The sequence below is a fragment of the Pseudomonas sp. RT4P38 genome (assembly GCF_054897765.1).
Map to the genome: position 1 here is coordinate 1082256 of NZ_CM142703.1, position 24613 is coordinate 1106868.

At 57.8% G+C, this 24613-nt stretch carries 22 protein-coding genes; 17 read left to right on the forward strand and 5 right to left on the reverse strand.

What is annotated here, in order from left to right; genetic code table 11:
• Positions 1-90: 90 nt before the first annotated feature.
• A complete protein-coding gene (locus ACYZT7_RS04975) occupies positions 91-1785 on the reverse strand; it encodes a lactate permease LctP family transporter (protein ID WP_449643150.1) in 1695 nt (564 codons plus the stop codon).
• Between the two features lie 262 nt (positions 1786-2047).
• Here ACYZT7_RS04975 and ACYZT7_RS04980 point away from each other — a divergent pair, with 262 nt between their 5' ends.
• Entirely contained in the window at positions 2048-2815 is a 768-nt protein-coding gene (locus tag ACYZT7_RS04980) for a GntR family transcriptional regulator (RefSeq protein WP_149630764.1), read from the forward strand.
• Positions 2816-2883: 68 nt separating this feature from the next.
• Here the strand turns inward: ACYZT7_RS04980 and smpB are convergent, their stop codons facing one another.
• Entirely contained in the window at positions 2884-3366 is a 483-nt protein-coding gene (smpB, locus tag ACYZT7_RS04985; protein WP_076028704.1) for an SsrA-binding protein SmpB, read from the reverse strand.
• A 118-nt stretch (positions 3367-3484) separates the two neighbouring features.
• Between smpB and ACYZT7_RS04990 the strand changes: the two genes are divergently transcribed.
• Genes ACYZT7_RS04990 through ACYZT7_RS05000 form a run of 3 tightly spaced genes read left to right on the forward strand, consistent with a single transcriptional unit; the run spans position 3485 to position 5637 of the window.
• Positions 3485-4888: a sodium-dependent transporter gene (locus ACYZT7_RS04990; protein ID WP_462040188.1), complete on the forward strand. Its 1404-nt coding sequence runs from the start codon at positions 3485-3487 to the stop codon at positions 4886-4888.
• Positions 4889-4895: 7 nt separating this feature from the next.
• Positions 4896-5330, forward strand: a complete 435-nt coding sequence (locus tag ACYZT7_RS04995) for a type II toxin-antitoxin system RatA family toxin (protein WP_462040189.1) — start codon at positions 4896-4898, stop codon at positions 5328-5330.
• Positions 5323-5637, forward strand: coding sequence for an RnfH family protein (locus tag ACYZT7_RS05000; protein WP_462040190.1), 315 nt, complete (start codon positions 5323-5325; stop codon positions 5635-5637). The genes ACYZT7_RS04995 and ACYZT7_RS05000 overlap by 8 nt, the downstream gene beginning before the upstream one ends.
• A 61-nt stretch (positions 5638-5698) precedes the next feature.
• On the opposite strand, the gene ACYZT7_RS05005 is transcribed toward ACYZT7_RS05000, so the two are convergent.
• Complete coding sequence (locus ACYZT7_RS05005) at positions 5699-6226, reverse strand: outer membrane protein assembly factor BamE (RefSeq protein WP_461976875.1); 528 nt, start codon at positions 6224-6226, stop codon at positions 5699-5701.
• 97 nt (positions 6227-6323) lie between these two features.
• On the opposite strand from ACYZT7_RS05005, the gene fur reads away from it, so the two are divergent.
• Entirely contained in the window at positions 6324-6728 is a 405-nt protein-coding gene (gene fur / locus ACYZT7_RS05010; protein ID WP_003197684.1) for a ferric iron uptake transcriptional regulator, read from the forward strand.
• Positions 6729-6803: 75 nt separating this feature from the next.
• Here fur and recN read toward each other — a convergent pair whose 3' ends face one another.
• Complete coding sequence (gene recN / locus ACYZT7_RS05015; RefSeq protein WP_462040191.1) at positions 6804-8477, reverse strand: DNA repair protein RecN; 1674 nt, start codon at positions 8475-8477, stop codon at positions 6804-6806.
• A gap of 241 nt (positions 8478-8718) precedes the next feature.
• Here recN and grpE point away from each other — a divergent pair, with 241 nt between their 5' ends.
• The 8 genes from grpE to ACYZT7_RS05055 all read left to right on the forward strand — a co-directional run bounded on the left by grpE (position 8719) and on the right by ACYZT7_RS05055 (position 19183).
• Positions 8719-9285: a nucleotide exchange factor GrpE gene (grpE, locus tag ACYZT7_RS05020; protein ID WP_449643156.1), complete on the forward strand. Its 567-nt coding sequence runs from the start codon at positions 8719-8721 to the stop codon at positions 9283-9285.
• Between the two features lie 102 nt (positions 9286-9387).
• Positions 9388-11304 (forward strand): molecular chaperone DnaK, encoded by a 1917-nt coding sequence (gene dnaK, locus ACYZT7_RS05025; protein WP_131060791.1) that lies wholly within the window; start codon positions 9388-9390, stop codon positions 11302-11304.
• Positions 11305-11601: 297 nt separating this feature from the next.
• Positions 11602-12726, forward strand: coding sequence for a molecular chaperone DnaJ (gene dnaJ / locus ACYZT7_RS05030; RefSeq protein ID WP_282374958.1), 1125 nt, complete (start codon positions 11602-11604; stop codon positions 12724-12726).
• Between the two features lie 9 nt (positions 12727-12735).
• Complete coding sequence (gene dapB, locus ACYZT7_RS05035) at positions 12736-13542, forward strand: 4-hydroxy-tetrahydrodipicolinate reductase (protein ID WP_462040192.1); 807 nt, start codon at positions 12736-12738, stop codon at positions 13540-13542.
• Positions 13543-13801: 259 nt separating this feature from the next.
• On the forward strand, positions 13802-14938 hold the full coding sequence (gene carA / locus ACYZT7_RS05040) for a glutamine-hydrolyzing carbamoyl-phosphate synthase small subunit (protein WP_449643159.1): 1137 nt from the start codon (positions 13802-13804) through the stop codon (positions 14936-14938).
• 117 nt (positions 14939-15055) lie between these two features.
• On the forward strand, positions 15056-18277 hold the full coding sequence (carB, locus tag ACYZT7_RS05045; RefSeq protein WP_462040193.1) for a carbamoyl-phosphate synthase large subunit: 3222 nt from the start codon (positions 15056-15058) through the stop codon (positions 18275-18277).
• Positions 18274-18750 carry a transcription elongation factor GreA gene (gene greA / locus ACYZT7_RS05050; protein WP_046045786.1) on the forward strand — a complete coding sequence of 159 codons (477 nt, stop codon included), beginning with the start codon at positions 18274-18276 and terminating at the stop codon, positions 18748-18750. Before carB ends, greA begins: the two co-directional genes overlap by 4 nt.
• A gap of 49 nt (positions 18751-18799) precedes the next feature.
• Complete coding sequence (locus ACYZT7_RS05055) at positions 18800-19183, forward strand: MFS transporter (RefSeq protein WP_462040194.1); 384 nt, start codon at positions 18800-18802, stop codon at positions 19181-19183.
• Positions 19184-19192: 9 nt separating this feature from the next.
• Here the strand turns inward: ACYZT7_RS05055 and ACYZT7_RS05060 are convergent, their stop codons facing one another.
• Positions 19193-19501, reverse strand: a complete 309-nt coding sequence (locus ACYZT7_RS05060) for a YhbY family RNA-binding protein (protein ID WP_282374969.1) — start codon at positions 19499-19501, stop codon at positions 19193-19195.
• Positions 19502-19606: 105 nt separating this feature from the next.
• On the opposite strand from ACYZT7_RS05060, the gene rlmE reads away from it, so the two are divergent.
• The 4 genes from rlmE to glmM all read left to right on the forward strand — a co-directional run bounded on the left by rlmE (position 19607) and on the right by glmM (position 24567).
• Entirely contained in the window at positions 19607-20236 is a 630-nt protein-coding gene (gene rlmE, locus ACYZT7_RS05065) for a 23S rRNA (uridine(2552)-2'-O)-methyltransferase RlmE (protein WP_008005470.1), read from the forward strand.
• A gap of 203 nt (positions 20237-20439) precedes the next feature.
• Positions 20440-22353, forward strand: a complete 1914-nt coding sequence (gene ftsH / locus ACYZT7_RS05070) for an ATP-dependent zinc metalloprotease FtsH (protein ID WP_462040195.1) — start codon at positions 20440-20442, stop codon at positions 22351-22353.
• Positions 22354-22361: 8 nt separating this feature from the next.
• Complete coding sequence (gene folP, locus ACYZT7_RS05075) at positions 22362-23213, forward strand: dihydropteroate synthase (protein WP_462040196.1); 852 nt, start codon at positions 22362-22364, stop codon at positions 23211-23213.
• A gap of 16 nt (positions 23214-23229) precedes the next feature.
• Complete coding sequence (gene glmM / locus ACYZT7_RS05080; RefSeq protein ID WP_462040197.1) at positions 23230-24567, forward strand: phosphoglucosamine mutase; 1338 nt, start codon at positions 23230-23232, stop codon at positions 24565-24567.
• The last annotated feature ends 46 nt before the right edge of the window (positions 24568-24613 follow it).

The following is a 24613-nucleotide window of genomic DNA, read 5'->3' on the forward strand; positions in this document are numbered from 1 at the left end:
AAGCTTTCAGCAGCCTTACAGACCGGGTGGTGAATAGCTGACACCGGATTCGTGGTCCGGCGTCGGTTTTTTCCGAGCTGCTTGTAGTTTTTAGTGCACCAGCATGCCGGTGAACCAATAGGCCTGAGCCAGGGTGATCAGGCCGACGATCGTTGCAAAGAATAGGCTGTGCTTGAGGGTGAAGCGGAACAGATCCGATTCCTTGCCCACCAGACCGGTCGCGGCGCAGGCCACGGCGATCGATTGGGGCGAGATCATCTTGCCGGTCACGCCGCCGCTGGTGTTTGCCGCTACCAGCAAGGTGTCGCTGACACCGATCTGATGCGCAGTGGTCGCTTGCAACGAACCGAACAGCGCGTTGGACGATGTATCGGAACCGGTCAGGAATACGCCCAGCCAGCCGAGGAACGGCGAGAAGAACGGGAACGCTGCGCCGGTGCCTGCCAGCACCAGGGCCATGGTCGACGACATGCCCGAGAAGTTGGTGACGAAGGCAAACGCCAACACCATGCCGATGGAAAGAATTGGCCAGCGCAGTTCGTAAAAGGTCTCTTTCAGAGTGGTCAGACCAATTCTGAGATTGATCTTCAGTACCAGCATCGAGATCAGCGCGGAGAAGAAGATCGCCGTGCCGGTCGCGGAAATCGGGTCGAGTTTGAACACCGCCGGAATAGCGGTCGGGGCGGCCACGATCGGTGCGACCTTGATCACCATTTGGTCCAGGTGCGGGATCGCGAAGTTGAACACCCAGCTGTACATCGACCCGCCAGCGGCAAACATTGCCTTGAAGGGTTTCAGGGTCCAGATAGTGACCAGTACGGTGAGGATCAGGAACGGTGACCAGGCTTTGAGAATTTCACCGAGGCTGTAGGGCGAAGCCACGGTGCTGCGCGGCTGACCGAAACCGCCGGCGCTGGCGCCGACCACGGAAGCCGAGACGGCGCCGACGATGTGTTGGCCCGCTGCGCGTTTCGGCTGCCAGACTTTCAGGAACAGCGTCAGGGAAATCAGACTGGCCAAGGCTGAGGTGATGTCCGGCAGTTCCGGGCCGATGAAGTTCGAGGTGAAGTACTGGGTGACGGCAAAGCTCAGGCCGGCGACCAGTGCTGCTGGCCAGGTTTCCCGCACGCCGCGCAGGCCATCCATCATGAACACCAGCCAGAACGGCACGAACAACGACAGCAGCGGCAGTTGACGGCCGGTCATGGCGCCGATCTTGAAGGCGTCGATTCCGGTCACTTGCCCGGCGACGATGATCGGAATCCCCAAGGCACCAAACGCCACTGGCGCGGTGTTGGCGATCAGGCACAGGCCAGCGGCGTACAGCGGGTTAAAACCCAGTCCTACAAGCAGTGCGGCGGTAATCGCTACCGGCGCACCGAAACCGGCTGCACCTTCCAGGAAGGCTCCGAAGCAAAAGCCGATCAGCAGCACTTGCAGGCGCTGGTCGTCGGTGATCGACAGCACCGAGCTGCGGATCACTTCGAACTGACCACTCTTGACCGTCAGTTTGTAGAGGAACACCGCCGCCACGATGATCCAGGCAATCGGCCACAGACCGTAGGCGAAGCCATAGCCGGCGGCGGCGAAGGCCATGTCGACCGGCATCTGGAAGGCGAAGATCGCCACAGCAATGGACAAGGCCAGCGTGATGCTGCCGGCCACATGTCCTTTGAGCCGGAACACGGCCAATGCCAGGAAGAAAAACACGATGGGGATAACGGCCGCGAGCGCGGACACGCCGAGACTGCCGAGCGGGGAATAGAGCTGTTGCCAGGTTTGCATATGGGGTGGCCCCTAATTGTTGTTGGTCAGGCACTGATCAGCGTTCTTGGATAATTGGTAATACCAATTTACAATCGCTGTTGGCTAGGGTAAAAGCCTTGTAGGCGGCATGTCAATTTGCCGTTCTAAAACTTTTGTCGAATAAGCGGTGCAAAGGGCATCTGGTCCGCTCGACAAAATGTCTTCTGGTAGGTGCTGGCATAGCGCTGATAGGCCAGAATAGAGAGCCCGGCGAGTCGTCGGGATCGTGGAGAATTGAGTTATGGGGTTTGATCAAATTCGTCAGCGCCGTTTGTCTGACGATATTGTCGAGCAGCTCGAGGGGATGATCCTCGAGGGCACGCTGAAGGCGGGTGAGCGCTTGCCGGCCGAACGTGCGTTGGCCGAGCAGTTCGGCGTGTCACGCCCGTCGTTGCGCGAAGCGATTCAGAAGCTGGCGGCCAAGGGCTTACTGGTCAGTCGCCAGGGTGGCGGCAATTACGTAGTGGAGTCGCTGGGGTCAACCTTCAGTGATCCGCTGCTGCATCTGCTGGAAAGCAACCCTGAAGCGCAGCGCGATTTGCTGGAATTTCGCCACACTTTGGAAGCCTCCTGTGCCTATTACGCTGCCTTGCGCGCTACGGACGTTGACCGCGAGCGGTTGACCGCGGCCTTCAACGAATTGCAGGACTGCTATACGCGTCATGATGAAGTGAGCCGTGCGGAAGAGGGCGCGGCGGATGCGAAATTCCATCTGGCGATTGCTGAAGCCAGTCACAACGCGGTGTTGCTGCACACCATTCGTGGGTTGTTCGACCTGCTCAAGCGCAACGTGGTGACCAATATCGGCGGGATGTACAAGCAGCGCACCGAAACCCGCGACATGCTCATCACCCAGCATCGGGAGTTGTACCTGGCGATTATCGAAGGAAGGGCAGAACAGGCGCGAGAAGTCTCCAGCCGACACATTTTGTACGTGCAGGAAGTGCTGGAAGAAGTGCGTCAGGAAGTGCAGCGCATGGCTCGGGCGGAGCGGCGCAAGGGGATGTAGGTTTGGATGATGATCGTTCCCACGTGGACGGTTCGACGCCTCGACGTGGGAATGATCAAGGTGAAGGTTTACTCTTCCTTACCCTTGTTGCGCACCGCACGCTGCAACTCGCGACCGGCGTCGCGTTCGCGTTCGGTATCACGCTTGTCGTATTCCTTCTTGCCCTTGCCCAGAGCGATCTCGCACTTGACCATGTGCTTGCTCCAGTACCAGGACAGGCACACGCAGGCGTAACCTTTTTGCTGCACGGCAGTGGCCAGCTTTTCCAGCTCGCGGCGATTGAGCAGCAACTTTCGGGTGCGGGTCGGATCAGCGATGACGTGGGTGCTGGCGGTCATCAGGGGCGTAATGTGGCTGCCGAGCAGCCAGGCTTCGCCATCCTTGAGCAGTACGTAACTGTCAACCAGTTGTAGCTTGCTTGCCCGCAGACTTTTTACTTCCCAGCCGGCCAGGACCAGACCAGCCTCGAACTTATGCTCGATGAAGTAATCGTGTCGCGCCTTTTTATTTTGCGCGATGGTCCCTGTTGGGTGTTTCTTCTGTTTAGCCATAGGGGCGGCATTATAGGGAGTTGCAAGCAAGTCGGCTACGGTGTCGCTACGTGCTTGAGCAGGTTGATTGAATCCCGGACAATGCGGCCTCTTTTTTGAACGCTTGGGCGTGATAACGATGTCGACAGACAAGGTTTCTGTCCACGGCAGTTGGGCTAGCCGCTGGGTCTTCATACTCGCCGCGACCGGTTCGGCCGTGGGCCTGGGTAGCATCTGGAAATTCCCATATATGGTCGGCGTCTATGGCGGCGGCGCCTTTGTGCTGATGTTCCTGGCCTGTATCGCGCTGATCGGTGTGCCGGTCATGTTGGCCGAAACCCTGATCGGTCGCCGTGCACGGCAGAGTCCGGCCAACGCCCTGAAGGTATTGGCGCTGGAAGCCGGGCATTCGGGTAAATGGTCCTGGGGCGCATTCGCCGGGATGATCACGGCGTTGCTGATCTTGTCTTTCTATAGTGTGGTCGGCGGCTGGTCGCTGGATTACATCATCGACATGGGTCGTGGCGACTTCCAGGGGGTGACGGCTGATCAGGTCGGCGCGTACTTTGGCAATGTAATCGCCGATCCATGGCGTCTGACACTTTGGCACACGATTTTCATGCTGCTGTCTGCCGTTGTCATCGCCAAAGGCGTCGTTGCCGGGCTCGAACGCAGTCTTCGGATCATGATGCCGCTTCTCTTTGTGATGATTCTGGTGCTGCTGGGCTACAGCATGACCACCGGCCATTTCATGGAAGGCGTGCATTTCATGTTCGACTTCCACCCGGAAAAAGTTCTCGACGGCTTGCTGCCCGCCATGGGGCACGCTTTCTTCTCCCTGAGCGTAGGCGTCGGCTCGATCATGATCTACGGCGCCTACATGCCAAAGAACTCATCGATTTCCGGCACCATCGTCGGCGTGGCACTGCTCGATACTTTCGTTTCCCTGGTGGCTGGTCTGGCATTGTTTCCGATTGTGTTTGCCGCGGGCCTGAACCCGAGCGAAGGCCCTGGCCTGATGTTCGTCAGTCTGCCCTTTGCCTTTGGTAACGTAGCGTTCGGTCAGTTGATGGGCGTAGTGTTTTTCGTGCTAGTAGCGATTGCCGCGTGGAGTTCTGCGATTTCCTTGCTCGAACCGATGGTGGCTTACCTGGTTGAGCGCACGAAAGTCAGCCGCGCGTGGGTCACCTTCTGGCTGGCATTCACCTGCTGGTTCGTCGGTCTGGGCACGGTGTTCTCCTTCAATATCTGGAAGGAAGCCAAATTTTTCGTGAACGAAGGCGGTTTGTTCCACCTCTATCAATGGGGCGCGGCCGGAGGCCTGGATTTCTTTGGTGTGATCGATTTCTTCACCTCGCGGATCATGTTGCCACTCGGTGGTTTGTGTTTCGTGGTGTTTGCAGGCTGGGTGATGGGTCGTGAAGCGGTACGCGACGAGTTGTCGATCCGCAACCCTGCGTTGTTCGCCTTGTCCCTGTTCTTGATGCGCTATGTGGCGCCCATCGGCATTCTTGTAGTGTTTGCCGCCCAGCTGTGGAAGTGACGCTGACATGACGACACACATTCAACGTTCGGCCTTGCTGCCGTACCCGGCGCAAGCGCTGTATGACCTGGTCAACGACGTGGCGCGTTATCCGGAATTCCTGCCGTGGTGCTCGACGGCCGAAGTGCTGGAAAGCTCTCCTGAACATATGCGCGCCAGCGTAGGCGTAGCCAAGGGCGGGATCAGCCAGCATTTCGTGACTCGAAATACCTTGGTGCCCGGACATTCGATTGAGATGAACCTCGAGAAGGGACCATTCAATCAGTTGCATGGCGTCTGGGTGTTCAAATCGTTGGGGGAGAAGGCCTGCAAGATCAGCCTGGACCTGTCGTTTGATTACGCCGGGCCGATTGTTCGCGCTACCTTGGGGCCGTTGTTCAATCAGGCGGCCAATACGCTGATGGATGCGTTCTGCCAGCGCGCCAAACAGATGCATGGTTGAGACCGTGATCGACGTTGAGGTGGTCTATGCCGCCATTGATCGTCAGGTGCTCCTGTCGGTGACGGTGCCGGCAGGAACAACCGTGCGGGCGGCTTTGCTGAAGTCAGGTGTCGGCGAGGCGTTTGGGGAGCTGGATCTGGCCGATTGCCCGGTAGGGATCTTCGGCAGAGTGGTCGCAGATCCAGACAATCATCCTGTCCAGGCAGGTGATCGCATCGAAATATACCGGCCATTGCTGGCTGATCCGAAAGAGGTTCGCCGGTTGCGTGCTGCCAAAGCTGCTGAGGCCAAAACCCGGAATCAGTGATTCGCTCAAACGCTGGACAATAAAAAACCCGGCCATGCCGGGTTTTTTATTGCGTCGCAAATTATTGCGGCGAGGTTTCCAGGGGTTCTGGAGTCGGGACTGGAACGGTTTCTACACCGTCGACGTCCTTCTGGATCTGATCCAGCAACGAACCTGGCTTGACCGGTTTCTCCGGTTTCGGTTGCTCGACGTTTTCTGCTGGCGCAGCAACTGCAGTGCCGCTGTCCTTGCCGAGAATGGCTTCGTCCCGGCTCACGCCTGGCATGAAATCACCAGAGAGGCTGACAAGTTGGTCATTAGGGTTGAAGATAACGCTAATGCGTTCCTGTTGGCGTTCACCACCACCTGGTTGCAGGCTATACAAGTAATCCCAGCGATCGGCATGGAACGTGTCAGTCAGCAGAGGGTTGCCCATGATAAACCGTACTTGCCGACGGGTCATTCCCGGGCGTAACTGGTCTATCATGTCCTGCGTGACGACATTGCCCTGCTGGATGTCGATTTTGTAAACCCCGGGGAATGAACAACCGGCGAGTGCGAGCAGTCCCACAAAGGTGAAACTGGTTAGCAAGAGCTTGGTGTTTTGCATCGGTGGGCGACTTCCACTATCTTGGCTGGGACAACGTAAACGCCGATCATACCCGCATTAAGAGAAGCTGCGAAGCAGCATCGCGAGAAAGCTGACCATGGTTGAAAATAGCGAACTACGCAAAGCCGGCCTCAAAGTGACCCTTCCACGGGTCAAAATTCTGCAAATGCTCGATTCCGCCGAGCAACGCCACATGAGTGCCGAGGATGTCTACAAGGCGCTGATGGAGGCTGGTGAGGACGTCGGTCTGGCCACGGTTTACCGTGTTCTGACTCAGTTCGAGGCAGCTGGCCTTGTGGTGCGGCACAACTTCGACGGGGGCCATGCGGTCTTCGAGCTGGACGACGGCAAGCATCACGACCATATGGTCAACGTCGAGACCAGTGAAGTGATCGAATTCTTCGACGAAGAAATCGAGCGTCTGCAGAAGGCAATCGTCGACAAGTATGGCTTCGAGATGGTTGATCACAACCTTGTACTGTACGTGCGCAAGAAAAAGTAAGCATGTCGCGCGAACTTAAGGTTCGCGAAACGAGCGAAGGCGACCCCAGGGTCGCCTTCGTGCTTTCTGCGGATCTTAAATTTTCGCAGTGACGACCATTTTCCTGGCATGAGCCAGAGATTCCTTGGTGAGGTCGATGCCTCCCAGCATCCGCGCCACTTCTTCGACACGATCATTCTTGCTGAGTTTGGAGACGGCTGTGCGAGTGGCATCCTCACCGCGCACTTTGTGCACGAATAGATGCTGATGCCCCTGCGCTGCTACTTGCGGCAAGTGAGTCACGGTCAGAACTTGCCCGCGCTCCCCCAGTCGACGCAGCAACTGGCCGACGATCTCGGCGGTCGGGCCGCCGATGCCCACGTCCACTTCGTCGAACACCAGGGTCGGTACACGCGAGGTTTGCGCGGTGATCACTTGAATCGCCAGGCTGATCCGTGACAGCTCGCCGCCGGATGCGACTTTTGCCAGGGCTTTCAGTGGTTGCCCGGGGTTGGCGCTCACGAGCAGTTCTACCTGTTCAAGGCCATTGGGCAGCAGTTCATCGCTGCTGTTGGGGCGCAGTTCGATGGTGAAACGACCGCCGGGCATGCCCAGACGCTGAATTTCCTGCTCCACGGCGCTAGCCAGGCTGCTCGACGCCTGATGGCGTAAATCGCTCAGCTCACGAGCCTTTTCCTGATAATGACGGGCATAGGAGGCCAGTTCATCGCTCAGGCGCTCGATGGATTCGTCGTTGGCATTCAGGGTCTCGATTTCATCGAGCAACTTCTGCTGCATCTCCGCCACTTCGGTAGGCTGGATGCGGTGTTTGCGCGCCATGGTGTATATCGCATCAAGGCGTTCTTCCAGGTACTGAAGACGCGCCGGATCGGCGTCGAAGTTATCAAGGAAGCGGTTCAGTTCCCCCACGGCTTCTTCGACCTGGATCTGCGCACTGGTCAGCAGGCTGCTGGCTTCACCCAGCGCCCCAATCGAATTGTTGACGCTCGAAAGGCGGTTGAGGCTGGCGGTGAGGGCGTTCAGCACATTGCCGGAATCACTTTCGCTGCATTGCTCGACCACTTGCCGGCAAATGCCCAGCAGGGTTTCGGCGTTGGTCAGGTTCTTGTGTTCCTGTTCCAACTGCTCCAGCTCGTTTTCGCCGAGGCCGAGGTTTTCCAGCTCTTCGAGTTGATAGCTGAGCAATTGATGGCGAGCGCGTTGTTCGTCGCCGGAATTGGAGAGGCGTTCCAGTTCCTGGCGGGTCTGGCGCCAGCGTTGGGCGGCCAGATGTACGTGACGGGCAAGGTCCGTTGCGCCGGCGTACTCGTCGAGCAGACGGCGGTGTGTGTCGGTCTTGAGCAGGGATTGGTGTTCATGCTGGCTGTGGATGTCGATCAGCAACTCGCCCAGGGCCTTGAGATCGCCGAGGGGGCAGGGCGTGCCATTGATGTAGCCGCGCGAGCGCCCTTCGGCGGTAATCACCCGGCGCAGGATGCACGGGCCGTCACTCTCCAGGTCGCGTTCGGCCAGCCAGGCGCTGGCTTCCGGAATGTCGACCAGGTCGAAGGTTGCCAGGATATCGGCCTTGTCTGCGCCGGGGCGGACCACGCCGCTGTCGGCGCGATCACCCAGGGTCAGGCCCAGGGCGTCGAGCATGATCGACTTGCCGGCGCCGGTCTCCCCTGTGATCACGCTCATCCCGCGATCGAGTTCGAGATCGAGATGTTCAACGATGGCGTAGTTATGTACGGACAGGTGCACCAGCATAAAGGCCGCTCCCAGGCTTTAGGTCTGGTTATTTATACAGTGTTTTGTTTCTGGCTGACAATGCCCTGCTTTAGCTCGATTTGCTTGATCCGACGAAATCCTTAGTGCGCTCGGGAATGACAATGCAGCTGTTTTTTGTAAGGTTAATAAATAAGCGCCCCTTGAAGCTGAATTTTGCGGCCCCATATAGCTGGGCAGAAGCGCGAGTTGAGCTCGCGGAAGATATTGAAAGGAGAAATCTATGGCTGACGAACAGACAGTGGATACGCAAAATCTAGACGCCGATCAGGCTGCCCAGGATTCGGGTGATGAACTGGCGACTCGTGTTCAAGTGCTCGAAGAGCAATTGGCTGGCGCTCATGATCAGGCTTTGCGTGTAGCGGCTGATCTGCAGAACGTCCGCCGTCGCGCCGAACAGGATGTCGAAAAGGCTCACAAGTTCGCGCTGGAAAAATTCGCCGGTGACTTGTTGCCAATCATCGACAGCCTGGAGCGCGGTCTGGAGTTGTCCAATCCGGATGACGAAAGCATCCGTCCAATGCGCGAAGGCATTGAGCTGACCCTGAAAATGTTCCAGGACACCCTGAAGCGTTATCAGCTGGAAGCGATCGATCCGCATGGCGAACCGTTCAATGCCGTTCAGCATCAGGCAATGGCCATGCAGGAAAGCGCCGACGTCGAGCCGAACAGCGTGCTCAAGGTGTTCCAGAAGGGCTATCAGCTCAACGGTCGCTTGCTGCGTCCGGCCATGGTCGTGGTCAGCAAGGCCCCGGCGCCGGTTTCGCCTTCGATTGACGAGCAGGCTTGAAATTAGCCGCAAGGCCCCCATTTAGAAGTCAAGCGTTTAAGTGCTACCGCAGTTAGCCACCACTGCTGCGGCATCCAAATCCAAAGTTTCGGGAGAGTGAACATGGGCAAAATTATCGGTATCGACCTGGGGACTACCAACTCCTGCGTCTCCGTGATGGAAAACGGCGTAGCCAAAGTTATTGAAAACGCTGAAGGCACGCGTACCACGCCGTCGATCATCGCTTATGCCAACGATGGTGAAATCCTCGTTGGTCAATCGGCCAAGCGTCAGGCAGTGACCAACCCGCACAACACCCTGTATGCGGTGAAGCGTCTGATCGGTCGTAAGTTCGACGAAGAAGTCGTACAGAAAGACATCAAGATGGTCCCGTACAAAATCGCCAAGGCTGATAACGGTGACGCTTGGGTTGAAGTGAACGGCCAGAAAATGTCGCCGCCACAAATCTCGGCTGAAATTCTGAAGAAAATGAAGAAAACCGCCGAAGATTACCTCGGCGAGCCAGTGACCGAAGCAGTGATCACTGTTCCGGCCTACTTCAACGACAGCCAGCGTCAAGCGACCAAAGACGCCGGTCGTATTGCTGGTCTGGACGTAAAACGTATCATCAACGAACCAACCGCAGCTGCTCTGGCTTACGGTATGGACAAGGCGAAAGGCGATCACACCGTGATCGTTTATGACTTGGGCGGCGGTACTTTCGACGTTTCCGTGATCGAAATCGCTGAAGTCGATGGCGAGCACCAGTTCGAAGTGTTGGCCACCAACGGCGACACGTTCCTGGGCGGTGAAGACTTTGACATTCGTCTGATCGACTACCTCGTCGACGAATTCAAGAAAGAAAGCGGCATGAACCTTAAAGGTGACCCGCTGGCCATGCAGCGCCTGAAAGAAGCCGCTGAAAAAGCCAAGATCGAACTGTCTTCGAGCAATTCGACCGACGTGAACCTGCCGTACATCACTGCAGACGCCACCGGTCCTAAGCACTTGAATGTGAAAATCTCCCGCGCCAAGCTCGAAGCGCTGGTAGAAGACCTGGTTCAACGCACCATCGAACCTTGCCGCATCGCTCTGAAAGACTCCGGCATCGACATTGGCGCGATCAATGACGTGATCCTGGTGGGCGGTCAGACCCGCATGCCACTGGTTCAGAAGCTGGTGACCGAGTTCTTCGGTAAAGAAGCACGTAAAGACGTGAACCCGGACGAAGCCGTTGCCATGGGTGCTGCTATCCAGGGCGCAGTATTGGCCGGTGATGTGAAAGACGTTTTGCTGCTCGACGTCAGCCCGCTGACCCTGGGTATCGAAACCATGGGTGGCGTGATGACTGCGCTGATCGAGAAAAACACCACGATTCCTACCAAGAAGTCGCAAGTGTTCTCGACTGCCGATGACAACCAGGGCGCTGTGACCATTCACGTGCTGCAAGGTGAGCGTAAGCAAGCTGCTCAGAACAAGTCTCTGGGCAAGTTCGACCTGGCCGAGATTCCGCCAGCGCCACGTGGCGTGCCACAAATTGAAGTGACCTTCGACATCGACGCCAACGGCATTCTGCACGTGGGCGCCAAAGACAAGGCTACCGGCAAGACTCAGTCGATCGTGATCAAGGCTAACTCCGGTCTGTCGGAGGAAGAGATTCAGCAGATGATTCGCGATGCTGAAGCCAACGTCGACGCAGATCGCCAGTTCGAAGAGCTGGCAGCTGCTCGTAACCAGGGCGATGCTCTGGTTCACTCGACGCGCAAAATGGTCGCTGACGCTGGCGACAAAGTGACCGCTGAAGAGAAGACTGCAATCGAAGCGGCAGTAGTTGCCTTGGAAGCCGCCGTCAAAGGCGACGACAAGGCTGCTATCGACGCCAAGGTAGAAGAGCTGTCGAAAGTCTCCGCGCCAGTGGCTCAGAAAATGTACGCCGAGCAGGCTCAGCCAGCTGAAGGCGCTGCACCGCACGACGAAAAAGCTGAAAAGGCTGACGACGTTGTCGACGCTGAGTTCGAAGAAGTCAAAGACCACAAGTAAGTTGTTGGTCGCCCGGTTGACTGCCTTCAGGCGGTGACTGGTAGGATGTCGCCGCGCGGGAGCTTGCTCCCGCGTTGGCGTGTCTGGAGTTAGCGAATTTTTACAGCATGCGACAAGGCTCGTGTGTTGACGGTATGGCCGGGAATGCTCCTGCTTTTCGAGCTGAAAGTACCGCATTGAATCAAAGACCAGGATCGTTGAATTGACGTGAGTTGGGTCCGGGCCTGTATTGGGGCTCAACGAGTTTGGCGAGGCTCAGGAGAGGTTTGCCGAACGTCCTTAAGAGTGCAAAGACTTATGGCAAAGCGTGACTATTACGAAGTATTGGGTGTTGAGCGCGGCTCAAGCGAAGCGGACCTGAAAAAGGCCTACCGTCGCCTGGCAATGAAGCATCACCCGGACCGTAATCCCGATGACAAAGCGTCGGAAGATATGTTCAAAGAGGCCAACGAGGCCTACGAAGTGCTGTCTGATTCCAGCAAGCGCGCGGCCTACGACCAGTATGGTCATGCCGGTGTCGACCCGAGCATGGGCGGCGGCGGTGCCGGGTTTGGCGGTCAGAACTTCTCCGATATCTTTGGTGATGTCTTCAGTGACTTCTTCGGCGGCGGTCGCGGCGGTGCTCGTGGCGGCGCTCAGCGCGGCAGCGACCTGCGTTACACCCTGGAGCTGAATCTGGAAGAAGCGGTGCGCGGTACGACCGTGAATATCCGTGTTCCGACACTGGTCAACTGCAAGCCGTGCGACGGTTCGGGTGCCAAGAAAGGATCTGCGCCGATCACCTGCCCGACTTGCGGCGGTATCGGCCAGGTGCGCATGCAGCAAGGCTTCTTCTCGGTGCAGCAAACCTGCCCGCGCTGCCATGGTCAGGGCAAGATCATTTCCGATCCGTGCGATTCCTGCCACGGCCAAGGCCGTGTCGAAGAGTACAAAACCCTCTCGGTGAAAGTGCCGGCCGGTGTCGATACCGGTGATCGCATTCGTCTGTCCGGCGAAGGCGAGGCGGGTGCTCAGGGTGGTCCGACTGGCGACCTGTACGTGGTGATCAACGTGCGCGAGCACGCGATCTTCCAGCGCGACGGCAAGCACCTGTTCTGCGAAGTGCCGATCAGTTTTGTCGATGCTGCGCTGGGTGGCGAGCTGGAGATTCCGACCCTAGATGGTCGAGTCAAACTGAAAATCCCTGAAGGGACTCAGACCGGCAAACAGTTCCGTGTTCGCGGCAAGGGCGTTGCGCCAGTGCGCGGCGGCGGTGCTGGTGATTTGATGTGCCGTGTGGCGGTCGAAACCCCGGTCAACCTGGGTCGTCGTCAGCGTGAGTTGCTGGAAGAGTTCCGCAGCTCCCTGGCGGATGACAACAGCCATTCGCCTAAAACCACCGGTTGGTTCGAAGGCGTGAAGCGCTTCTTTGGCGATTTGTAAGGAGTCGGCATGCGACGTATAGCTGTGATGGGCGCTGCCGGGCGCATGGGCAAGATCCTGGTCGAGGCAGTGCAGCAACGCGCGCCGCTGACCGGTCTGACGGCAGCCATCGTGCGTCCCGGCAGCACGCTGATTGGCGTGGATGCCGGTGAGCTGGCTTCGCTCGGGCGTATCGGCGTGCCGTTGTCCGGTCATGTGGAGGCGGTGGCTGATGAGTTCGACGTGCTGATCGACTTCACACTCCCGGAAGTCATGCTGAAAAACCTGGCGTTCTGCCGCAAGACGGGCAAGGCCATGGTGATCGGCACTACCGGTTTGGACGCTGCACAGAAGCAGTTGCTGGTGGAGGCGGGCAAGGACATTCCCATTGTGTTCGCAGCCAATTTCAGTGTTGGTGTGAACCTGTCGCTGAAGCTGCTCGATATGACGGCTCGTGTGTTGGGCGATGAGGCGGATATTGAAATCATCGAGGCTCATCATCGGCACAAGATCGATGCGCCTTCAGGTACGGCCCTGCGCATGGGCGAGGTCATCGCAAGCGCCCTGGATCGTGATCTGCAAAAGGTTGCGGTTTACGGGCGTGAAGGCTACACCGGTGCGCGTGAGCGTGAAACAATCGGCTTTGCCACTGTTCGTGGTGGTGATGTGGTTGGCGATCATACGGTGCTGTTCGCTTGTGAGGGTGAGCGACTGGAGATCACGCATAAAGCGTCCAGTCGCATGACCTTCGCCAAGGGCGCGGTACGTGCTGCGTTGTGGCTGGAGGGTCGTGAGCCGGGTCTTTACGACATGCAAGACGTGCTCGATCTGCGTTAAGATGCGCCCGAAACCGGGTTCCAACACACTGTTTGGGCCCGGTTTTATTACGCCAAGCGACGTCCTGTCGCATTCCTCGGCCTTTAAGGCTCATTGGCGGTAGACCAAAAATGCCTTTTTCTGTAAGCTACAGCTTTAGTGTGTCCACTAAAAGCGCGCAGAATTATTCGGTGAAGAAGCGGGGTGACGTGTCCATACGTCACTCCGCTTTTTTACAACCTGCGATCGCCCTTTCAGGCTTTATTTACGGGAGGTCTTCTTGACTAAGCCAGCCATACTCGCCCTTGCTGATGGCAGCATTTTTCGCGGCGAAGCCATTGGAGCCGACGGTCAAACCGTTGGTGAGGTGGTGTTTAACACCGCCATGACCGGCTATCAGGAAATCCTTACCGATCCTTCCTACGCCCAACAGATCGTTACCCTGACTTACCCGCACATCGGCAACACCGGCACCACACCGGAAGACGCCGAGTCTGACCGCGTATGGTCCGCTGGCCTGGTCATCCGTGACCTGCCGCTGGTCGCGAGCAACTGGCGTAACACGATGTCCCTGTCCGACTACCTGAAAGCCAACAACGTTGTGGCAATCGCCGGTATCGACACTCGCCGCCTGACGCGCATCCTGCGTGAAAAAGGCGCGCAGAACGGCTGCATCATGGCCGGTGACAACATCTCCGAAGAAGCCGCCATCGCTGCAGCCCAGGGTTTCCCTGGCCTCAAAGGCATGGACCTGGCGAAGGTTGTCAGCACCAAAGAGAAGTACGAGTGGCGCTCGACTGTCTGGGACCTGAAAACCGACAGCCACGCGACCCTCTCAGCCTCCGAGCTGCCCTACCACGTGGTTGCCTACGACTACGGCGTCAAGCTGAACATCCTGCGCATGCTGGTCGAGCGCGGTTGCCGCGTCACCGTGGTGCCGGCACAGACACCCGCTGCTGAAGCCCTGGCTCTGAAGCCGGACGGCGTGTTCCTGTCCAACGGTCCTGGTGACCCGGAGCCTTGCGACTATGCGATCCAGGCGATCAAGGATGTGCTTGAAACCGAGATTCCGGTCTTCGGTATCTGCCTAGGTCACCAGCTGCTGGCCCTGGCCTCCGGCGCCAAGACCCTGAAAATGGGGCACGGCCACCACGGCGCCAACCACCCGGTTCAGGATCTGGACAGCGGTGTTGTGATGATCACCAGCCAGAACCACGGTTTTGCGGTAGACGAAGCGACCTTGCCAGCCAACGTTCGCGCGATTCACAAATCGCTGTTCGACGGCACCCTCCAAGGTATCGAGCGCACCGACAAGAGCGCCTTCAGCTTCCAGGGTCACCCTGAAGCCAGCCCTGGCCCGAACGACGTAGCACCACTGTTTGATCGCTTCATCAATGAGATGGCCAAGCGACGCTGATCGCTCGCCGTGATGTAGCAAAGCGTGAGGGCGGTCCCGATGTCGGTGGCCCCCTCAAGGCTTCAAAGATTGAACAAGACGGCTTGCCGACTGACCTGCGGATTTGAGTGACAACCCATGCCAAAACGTACAGACATTAAAAGCATCCTGATTCTCGGCGCTGGCCCGATCGTGATCGGCCAGGCCTGCGAATTCGACTACTCCGGCGCCCAGGCCTGTAAAGCCCTGCGCGAGGAGGGTTACCGCGTCATCCTGGTGAACTCCAACCCAGCGACCATCATGACCGACCCGGACATGGCTGACGCTACGTACATCGAGCCGATCAAGTGGCAGACCGTTGCCAAGATCATCGAGAAAGAGCGTCCGGACGCGCTGCTGCCGACCATGGGTGGCCAGACCGCTCTGAACTGCGCACTGGACCTGGAGCGCGAAGGCGTTCTGGAGAAGTTCGGCGTAGAGATGATCGGCGCCAACGCTGACACCATCGACAAGGCGGAAGACCGTTCGCGCTTCGACAAGGCGATGAAATCCATCGGTCTGGACTGCCCGCGTTCGGGTATCGCCCACAGCATGGAAGAGGCCAACGCGGTCCTCGAAAAGCTTGGCTTCCCGTGCATCATTCGTCCGTCCTTCACCATGGGCGGCACCGGTGGCGGTATCGCTTACAACCGTGAAGAGTTCGAAGAAATCTGCGCCCGCGGCCTCGACCTGTCGCCGACCAAAGAGCTGCTGATCGACGAATCCCTGATCGGCTGGAAAGAATACGAGATGGAGGTTGTCCGTGATAAGAAGGACAACTGCATCATCGTCTGCTCTATCGAAAACTTTGACCCGATGGGCGTGCACACAGGTGACTCGATCACTGTTGCTCCGGCACAAACCCTGACGGACAAGGAATACCAGATCATGCGTAACGCCTCGTTGGCGGTACTGCGTGAGATCGGCGTTGAAACCGGCGGCTCCAACGTTCAGTTTGGCATCTGCCCGGACACTGGCCGTATGGTCGTGATCGAGATGAACCCGCGCGTTTCCCGCTCCTCGGCACTGGCCTCGAAAGCCACTGGTTTCCCGATTGCGCGTATCGCTGCCAAGCTGGCGATCGGCTACACCCTGGACGAACTGCAGAACGAAATCACCGGCGGCGCTACTCCTGCATCCTTCGAGCCGTCGATCGACTACGTCGTGACCAAGCTGCCACGTTTCGCTTTCGAGAAATTCCCGAAAGCCGACGCACGCCTGACCACTCAGATGAAGTCGGTCGGTGAAGTCATGGCCATCGGCCGGACCTTCCAGGAATCCCTGCAGAAAGCCCTGCGCGGCCTGGAAGTGGGCGTTTGCGGCCTGGACGAGAAGCTCGACCTGAGCAATCCGGAAAGCATGAGCGTGCTCAAGCGCGAACTGACCGTGCCGGGCGCCGAGCGTATCTGGTACGTGGCTGATGCCTTCCGCGCCGGCCTGTCGGTCGAAGACATCTTCGGCATGAACATGATCGACCCGTGGTTCCTGGTGCAGATCGAAGATCTGATCAAGGAAGAAGAGAAGGTCAAGACCCTGGGTCTGGCCAGCATCGACCGCGACTTGATGTTCAAGCTCAAGCGCAAAGGCTTCTCCGACATGCGTCTGGCCAAGCTGCTGGGCGTGACCGAGAAGGCTCTGCGGCGCCACCGTCACAAGCTCGAGGTTTACCCGGTCTACAAGCGCGTTGATACCTGCGCGGCCGAGTTCGCCACCGACACCGCCTACATGTACTCGACTTACGAGGAAGAGTGCGAAGCCGCGCCGTCTAGCCGCGACAAGATCATGATCCTCGGCGGCGGTCCAAACCGTATCGGTCAGGGCATCGAGTTCGACTACTGCTGCGTACACGCGGCACTGGCGCTGCGCGAAGACGGTTACGAGACCATCATGGTCAACTGCAACCCGGAAACCGTTTCCACCGACTACGACACCTCCGATCGCCTGTACTTCGAACCAGTGACCCTGGAAGACGTACTGGAAATCGTCCGCGTCGAGAAGCCGAAAGGCGTGATCGTCCAGTACGGCGGCCAGACCCCGCTGAAACTGGCTCGCGCCCTGGAAGAAGCCGGCGTGCCGATCATCGGCACCAGTCCTGACGCCATCGACCGTGCCGAAGACCGTGAGCGCTTCCAGCAGATGGTTGAGCGCCTGAACCTGCGTCAGCCGCCAAACGCCACCGTGCGCAGCGAAGACGAAGCGATTCGTGCCGCCAGCAAGATCGGTTACCCGCTGGTGGTTCGCCCGTCCTACGTGTTGGGCGGTCGTGCGATGGAAATCGTCTACGAAGAAGAAGAACTCAAGCGCTACCTGCGTGACGCGGTGAAAGTGTCCAACGACAGCCCGGTGCTGCTCGACCACTTCCTCAACTGCGCCATCGAAATGGACGTGGATGCAGTTTGCGACGGCACCGACGTGGTGATCGGCGCGATCATGCAGCACATCGAGCAGGCCGGTGTTCACTCCGGTGACTCCGCATGCTCCCTGCCGCCGTACTCGCTGCCTGCACACATCCAGGACGAGATGCGCGAACAGGTCAAGAAAATGGCCCTGGAGCTGGGCGTTGTCGGCCTGATGAACGTTCAGTTGGCGCTGCAAGGCGAAGACATCTACGTCATCGAAGTCAACCCGCGCGCTTCCCGTACCGTACCTTTCGTGTCCAAGTGCATCGGCGTTTCCCTGGCGATGATCGCGGCTCGCGTCATGGCAGGTAAAACCCTGAAGGAAATCGGTTTCACCAAAGAAATCATTCCGAACTTCTACAGCGTGAAAGAGGCGGTATTCCCATTCGCCAAGTTCCCTGGTGTGGACCCGATCCTGGGCCCGGAGATGAAGTCCACCGGTGAAGTGATGGGCGTGGGTGACACCTTCGGTGAAGCGTTTGCCAAAGCCCAAATGGGCGCCAGCGAAGTGCTGCCGACTGGCGGTACCGCGTTCATCAGCGTGCGTGATGACGACAAGCCACTGGTTGCAGGCGTGGCCCGTGATCTGATCAACTTGGGCTTCGAAGTGGTCGCCACTGCCGGTACTGCCAAGCTGATCGAAGCCGCAGGCCTGAAAGTGCGTCGCGTGAACAAGGTGACAGAAGGTCGTCCGCACGTGGTCGACATGATCAAGAATGACGAAGTCACCCTGATCATCAACACCACCGAAGGTCGTCAGTCGATCGCTGATTCGTATTCCATTCGTCGTAATGCCTTGCAGCACAAGATCTACTGCACCACCACCATTGCTGCTGGCGAAGCCATCTGCGAAGCGCTGAAGTTCGGTCCCGAGAAGACCGTGCGCCGCTTGCAGGATCTACACGCAGGATTGAAGGCATGATCAAATACCCAATGACCGTGAAGGGCGCAAAAGCCCTGGAAGAAGAGCACGCTCACCTGACCAAAGTCGTCCGTCCGAAGCTCAGCCAGGACATCGGTACGGCCCGCGAGTTGGGCGACTTGAAAGAAAACGCCGAATACCACGCTGCTCGCGAGCAGCAGGGTATGGTCGAGGCTCGGATCCGCGACATCGAAGGCCGCATGCAGAACGCGGTGATCATTGATGTCACGACCATTCCTCACACCGGCAAAGTGATCTTCGGCACCACCGTTGAAATCGCCAACGTCGAGACTGATGAAAGCGTCACTTACCACATCGTTGGTGAGGATGAGGCTGACTTCAAACTTGGCAAGATTTCGGTGGGTTCGCCACTGGCCCGCGCCTTGATTGCCAAGGAAGAGGGTGATGTGGTTGCCGTGAAAACGCCAGGTGGCGTTATCGAGTACGAGATTGTCGAAGTTCGCCACATCTAAACGCAGGCGCCCGCTCCGTGCGGGCGCCATGCTTTGACAGCTGACTCAGATGTTGTGGGTTGGCGGCCTGTGGCTGTTACACATCGGGCTGCTGCCGGCGCTGGGCCAGATAGGTCTGGCGCCGCTGCTGATCGACGAAATTGCAGGCATGCTGAATACGCTGATGGTGGGTTTCGCCACAGCGTGTGTGATTTTTCAGGCTTTGGTGCTGATTCAGGCCGAGGGCCTTGCCAGTCTATGGCGCGATATTCGCGGGCAGCTGCTGCTGATGGCGCTGTATGCGTGTGCGATGTATGTCGCGGTGCGTATCGGCTGGCCGGATGCGGTGCGTTGGCAGGTGTTCAGCTATCTTGTTCTGGGCTTTTCCGGGCTGGTGCTGGTGTTGCAGCCAGTGCCTGGATGGAGTGGCAGGGTGCGCGAAGCACACCCTTGACCCTTGTCATCACTTGAAGCGATGGACGTTCGACAGCTGCTTGTTGACGCTGAAGTTCTTGCGGTAAATCAGTGCCATCTTGCCGATGACTTGAACCAGATCCCCTTTGCCGACCTTGCAGAGTTCTGCAATGGTCGCCAGGCGCGATTCGCGATCGAGGATGTTGAGCTTGATTTTGATCAGCTCGTGATCCGCCAAAGCGCGTTCAAGTTCGGCTAACACACCTTCAGTCAAACCGTTGTCAGCCACAGTCAAAACTGGTTTCAGATGGTGGCCAATGGATTTGTACTGTTTCTTCTGCTCTTGAGTGAGCGGCATAATCTGACCCCTGCGTCTGATCTTGTAAAAAGCGGCGGCCAGTTTACCCGAGCGAGTCCGGGACCGCCCAGTTAATCACGACCCGTTTTATTTTCGAGGTGGCCCGTGGCCCGTTCCAAGACAAGCCTTAAATGGCTGCAAAGACATGTCAATGATCCCTATGTGAAGCAGGCGCAGAAGGATGGTTACCGCTCGCGTGCGAGTTACAAGCTTCTGGAGGTCCAGGAGAAATACAAGCTGATCCGTCCGGGTATGAGCGTTGTCGACCTGGGTGCAGCGCCCGGCGGCTGGTCGCAGGTCACTAGTCGGCTGATCGGTGGTCAGGGGCGTCTGATCGCCTCGGACATCCTGGAAATGGACAGCATTCCGGACGTGACTTTCATTCAGGGTGACTTCACCCAGGACGAAGTGCTCGCTCAGATCCTTGAAGCCGTGGGTAATTCGCAGGTGGACCTTGTGATTTCCGATATGGCCCCCAATATGAGTGGTACGCCTGAGGTGGACATGCCAAAAGCCATGTTTCTATGTGAGCTGGCTCTTGATCTGGCGGCTCGGATACTCAAGCCGGGTGGTAATTTCGTGATCAAGGTGTTTCAGGGCGAGGGGTTTGATGCTTACGTGAAGGACGCTCGTCAGAAATTCGACAAGGTCCAGATGATCAAGCCGGACTCTTCCCGTGGCAGTTCCCGAGAGCAGTACATGCTGGCTTGGGGCTACCGCGGCCGTAGTGAGTAAATCGAGGTTTTTTTTGCGGGTCGATAGGATTTTCGTATTTCGCCCCGTGAGCATTAGCGAATAGTGTGTAGAAAGTGTTTCACAAAGGGTTACAGACGGCGCCTGCCAGAGCCGTAGGTAATGTAGTAAGTTAGGCCGGTGAATATCATGCGAAGCGCGCGCCATTAGCGGAGCTTGCTTCAGAGGGTAGTTAATTGAACGATATGGCAAAGAATCTGATCCTGTGGTTGATCATCGCGGCTGTCCTGGTGACAGTGATGAACAACTTCTCCAGCCCTAATGAGCCGCAGACCCTCAACTATTCCGACTTCATCCAGCAGGTCAAGGATGGCAAGGTCGAGCGCGTAGCAGTTGACGGCTATGTGATTACCGGCAAACGCAACGATGGCGACAGCTTCAAGACCATTCGTCCTGCAATCCAGGACAACGGTCTGATCGGCGACCTCGTGGATAACCACGTTGTGGTCGAAGGCAAGCAGCCTGAGCAGCAAAGCATCTGGACTCAACTCCTGGTTGCAAGCTTCCCGATCCTGGTGATCATCGCCGTGTTCATGTTCTTCATGCGGCAGATGCAGGGCGGTGCCGGCGGCAAGGGCGGGCCGATGAGCTTCGGCAAGAGCAAGGCGCGCCTGCTCTCCGAAGATCAGGTGAAAACCACTCTGGGTGACGTTGCCGGTTGCGACGAAGCCAAGGAAGAGGTCGGTGAACTGGTCGAGTTCCTGCGTGATCCGGGCAAGTTCCAGCGTCTGGGCGGTCGCATTCCTCGCGGCGTACTGATGGTTGGTCCTCCTGGTACCGGTAAAACCTTGCTGGCCAAGGCGATTGCCGGCGAAGCCAAGGTGCCGTTCTTCACCATTTCAGGTTCCGATTTCGTCGAAATGTTCGTCGGTGTCGGTGCCAGCCGTGTTCGCGACATGTTTGAACAGGCCAAGAAACACGCTCCATGCATCATTTTCATCGATGAAATCGACGCCGTCGGTCGCCACCGTGGCGCCGGCATGGGTGGCGGTCACGACGAGCGCGAGCAGACTCTCAACCAGTTACTGGTAGAGATGGACGGCTTCGAAATGAATGACGGCATCATCGTCATCGCCGCAACCAACCGACCAGACGTACTGGACCCGGCACTACTGCGTCCAGGCCGTTTCGACCGTCAGGTTGTCGTCGGTCTGCCGGATATCCGTGGTCGCGAGCAAATTCTCAAGGTTCACATGCGCAAAGTGCCATTGGGTGACGACGTCGCTCCGGCCGTGATCGCTCGTGGTACTCCTGGTTTCTCCGGTGCCGACCTGGCTAACCTGGTGAACGAGGCGTCGTTGTTCGCAGCCCGTACCGGCAAGCGCATCGTCGAAATGAAAGAGTTCGAGTTGGCCAAAGACAAGATCATGATGGGTGCCGAGCGCAAATCCATGGTCATGTCGGAGAAAGAGAAGCAGAACACTGCTTACCACGAAGCAGGTCACGCTATTGTTGGCCGCGTGGTACCCGAGCATGATCCGGTCTACAAGGTGTCAATCATTCCGCGCGGTCGTGCGCTGGGTGTGACTATGTTCCTGCCGGAAGAAGATCGCTACAGCCTGTCCAAGCGTGCGTTGATCAGCCAGATCTGCTCGCTGTACGGCGGCCGTATTGCTGAAGAAATGACCTTGGGCTTCGACGGCGTCACTACCGGTGCGTCAAACGACATCATGCGTGCCAGCCAGATTGCACGGAACATGGTGACCAAGTGGGGCTTGTCGGAAAAACTCGGCCCGTTGATGTACGCCGAAGAAGAGGGCGAAGTGTTCCTCGGTCGCGGCGGTGGTGGTCAGGGTGCAAGCTTCTCCGGTGAGACAGCCAAGCTGATTGATTCCGAAGTGCGCAGTATCATTGATCAGTGCTACGGCACGGCAAAGCAGATCCTCACGGATAACCGTGACAAGCTCGACGCAATGGCTGATGCCTTGATGAAGTACGAAACGATCGATGCCGATCAGATCGACGACATCATGGCGGGTCGTACACCTCGCGAGCCTCGCGACTGGTCAGGAGACAGCACCGGTACCTCTGGAACACCTCCGACGGTGCAGGATGAGCGTCCGGAGACACCTATCGGCGGTCCGGCTGCTGACGTTTAAGGTTTGAAATGACTTCTGTTCTGTCCTCGACCCGGTTGCCTTGCGGCAACCGGGTTCTTGATTTGGCCCGGACGCATGTCATGGGCATTCTCAATGTCACTCCCGATTCCTTCTCTGACGGCGGCCAATACAGCCAGCTCGATGCGGCCTTGCGCCATGCTGAGGCTATGGTGGCAGCCGGCGCGACCCTGGTCGACGTCGGTGGTGAATCGACCCGGCCGGGTGCCAGGGCGGTTTCACCGCTGGAAGAGCTGGAGCGCGTTGCACCCATCGTCGAGCGAATTCATCGCGAACTGGATGTGATTATCTCGGTCGATACGTCCACGCCAGCTGTCATGCGCGAAACCGCACGACTTGGTGCTGGATTGATCAATGATGTGCGATCGTTGCGGCGCGATGGCGCTCTTGATGCGGCCGCTGCCACGGGGCTGCCGGTGTGTCTGATGCATATGCTTGGTGAGCCGGGCGACATGCAGGACAATCCGCATTATCAGGACGTCACGAAAGAGGTGGGCGAGTTTCTCACCGAACGGATGGCACAGTGTGCGTCGGTGGGGATCCCGGCTGAACGGATCATTCTTGATCCGGGTTTCGGCTTCGCGAAAAACTTGCAGCACAATCTAAGCTTGTTCAAACATATGGAGGCCCTGCATGCCTTGGGGCGGCCCCTGTTGGTCGGGGTTTCGCGAAAGAGCATGATAGGTCAGGCCTTGAACCGTCCGGTTGGAGAGCGTCTGTATGGTGGTCTGGCGCTTGCGGCGCTGGCTTCGGTCAAGGGGGCGCGTATATTGCGCGTCCATGATGTGGCCGAAACCGTCGATGTGGTGCGGATGATCGCTGCAGTGGAATCAGCCGAATAAGAATGATGGAGCACTTATGACTAAAAAATACTTTGGCACCGACGGCATTCGTGGTCGGGTCGGCGAATATCCGATTACTCCTGACTTCATGCTCAAGCTCGGCTGGGCTGCTGGTATGGCGTTCCGCAAAATGGGCGCCTGCAAGGTATTGGTGGGCAAGGACACTCGGATCTCCGGCTATATGTTCGAATCTGCGCTCGAGGCCGGACTTACGTCGGCAGGTGCCGATGTCATGCTCCTGGGCCCGATGCCGACACCGGCCATCGCCTACCTGACTCGTACCTTCCAGGCCGAAGCGGGCATCGTGATCAGTGCCTCGCACAACCCTCACGATGACAATGGCATCAAGTTTTTTTCCGGGAAGGGCACCAAGCTTCCTGATGAAATCGAGCATATGATCGAAGAATTGCTTGACACCCCGATGACTGTGGTTGAGTCGAGCAAGATCGGCAAGGTATCGCGCATCAACGATGCTTCAGGCCGCTATATCGAATTCTGCAAAAGCAGCGTCCCGACCGGCACCAGCTTCGCGGGCCTGAAGATCGTGATCGACTGCGCTCACGGTGCGACCTACAAGGTGGCGCCTAGTGTATTCCGTGAGCTGGGAGCCGATGTTGTTGTGCTTTCTGCTCATCCTAACGGCCTGAACATCAATGAGAATTGCGGTTCGACCCATATGGGGCCGCTGCAAGCTGCTGTATTGGCCGAGCATGCTGATTTGGGTATTGCCTTTGATGGTGATGGTGACCGCGTTCAGATGGTTGATCATACCGGTACTGTTGTCGACGGTGATGAGTTGCTGTTCATCATTGCTCGCGACCTGCATGAGCATGGCAAGTTGCAGGGCGGTGTGGTCGGTACGCTGATGAGTAACCTGGGGTTGGAATTGGCCCTGGCGGATCTGGCAATTCCTTTTGTGCGGGCCAATGTTGGCGACCGGTACGTAATCTCCGAGTTGCTGGAGCGCGATTGGCTGGTGGGTGGTGAAAATTCGGGCCACATTGTCTGCTTCAACCACACCACCACTGGTGACGCGATCATTGCCGCATTGCAGGTATTGATGGCGCTGAAGACCCGCTCCGAGGGGCTGGCGCAATCGCGTCAGGCGCTGCGCAAGTGCCCTCAGGTGCTGATCAATGTACGATTCGGCGGCGGTGCGAGCCCTCTTGATCATCCATCCGTCAAGGAGGCAAGCGAGCGCGTTACCAAGGCTATGGCTGGTCGTGGGCGCGTGCTGTTGCGCAAGTCCGGGACGGAGCCGCTGGTGCGGGTCATGGTCGAAGGCGAGGACGAAACACAGGTTCGCGGTTACGCCGAAGAGCTGGCAAAACTGGTTACTGAAGTTTCTGCCTGAATTCGGCTTGCCAGCCATGATTGTGTTGGGTAACATCTGCGCCCAC

Excerpts from the sequence above, each read along its gene's own strand:
- dnaJ (WP_282374958.1), top strand. The coding sequence starts at position 11,602 with ATGGCAAAGCGTGACTATTACGAAGTATTGGGTGTTGAGCGCGGCTCA.
- ACYZT7_RS04975 (WP_449643150.1), bottom strand. The coding sequence starts at position 1,785 with ATGCAAACCTGGCAACAGCTCTATTCCCCGCTCGGCAGTCTCGGCGTG.
- ACYZT7_RS05000 (WP_462040190.1), top strand. The coding sequence starts at position 5,323 with ATGGTTGAGACCGTGATCGACGTTGAGGTGGTCTATGCCGCCATTGAT.
- ACYZT7_RS05005 (WP_461976875.1), bottom strand. The coding sequence starts at position 6,226 with ATGCAAAACACCAAGCTCTTGCTAACCAGTTTCACCTTTGTGGGACTG.
- recN (WP_462040191.1), bottom strand. The coding sequence starts at position 8,477 with ATGCTGGTGCACCTGTCCGTACATAACTACGCCATCGTTGAACATCTC.
- ACYZT7_RS04990 (WP_462040188.1), top strand. The coding sequence starts at position 3,485 with ATGTCGACAGACAAGGTTTCTGTCCACGGCAGTTGGGCTAGCCGCTGG.
- carB (WP_462040193.1), top strand. The coding sequence starts at position 15,056 with ATGCCAAAACGTACAGACATTAAAAGCATCCTGATTCTCGGCGCTGGC.
- glmM (WP_462040197.1), top strand. The coding sequence starts at position 23,230 with ATGACTAAAAAATACTTTGGCACCGACGGCATTCGTGGTCGGGTCGGC.
- ftsH (WP_462040195.1), top strand. The coding sequence starts at position 20,440 with ATGGCAAAGAATCTGATCCTGTGGTTGATCATCGCGGCTGTCCTGGTG.
- grpE (WP_449643156.1), top strand. The coding sequence starts at position 8,719 with ATGGCTGACGAACAGACAGTGGATACGCAAAATCTAGACGCCGATCAG.
- ACYZT7_RS04995 (WP_462040189.1), top strand. The coding sequence starts at position 4,896 with ATGACGACACACATTCAACGTTCGGCCTTGCTGCCGTACCCGGCGCAA.
- dnaK (WP_131060791.1), top strand. The coding sequence starts at position 9,388 with ATGGGCAAAATTATCGGTATCGACCTGGGGACTACCAACTCCTGCGTC.
- smpB (WP_076028704.1), bottom strand. The coding sequence starts at position 3,366 with ATGGCTAAACAGAAGAAACACCCAACAGGGACCATCGCGCAAAATAAA.
- ACYZT7_RS05060 (WP_282374969.1), bottom strand. The coding sequence starts at position 19,501 with ATGCCGCTCACTCAAGAGCAGAAGAAACAGTACAAATCCATTGGCCAC.
- ACYZT7_RS05055 (WP_462040194.1), top strand. The coding sequence starts at position 18,800 with ATGTTGTGGGTTGGCGGCCTGTGGCTGTTACACATCGGGCTGCTGCCG.
- dapB (WP_462040192.1), top strand. The coding sequence starts at position 12,736 with ATGCGACGTATAGCTGTGATGGGCGCTGCCGGGCGCATGGGCAAGATC.
- fur (WP_003197684.1), top strand. The coding sequence starts at position 6,324 with ATGGTTGAAAATAGCGAACTACGCAAAGCCGGCCTCAAAGTGACCCTT.
- greA (WP_046045786.1), top strand. The coding sequence starts at position 18,274 with ATGATCAAATACCCAATGACCGTGAAGGGCGCAAAAGCCCTGGAAGAA.
- folP (WP_462040196.1), top strand. The coding sequence starts at position 22,362 with ATGACTTCTGTTCTGTCCTCGACCCGGTTGCCTTGCGGCAACCGGGTT.
- ACYZT7_RS04980 (WP_149630764.1), top strand. The coding sequence starts at position 2,048 with ATGGGGTTTGATCAAATTCGTCAGCGCCGTTTGTCTGACGATATTGTC.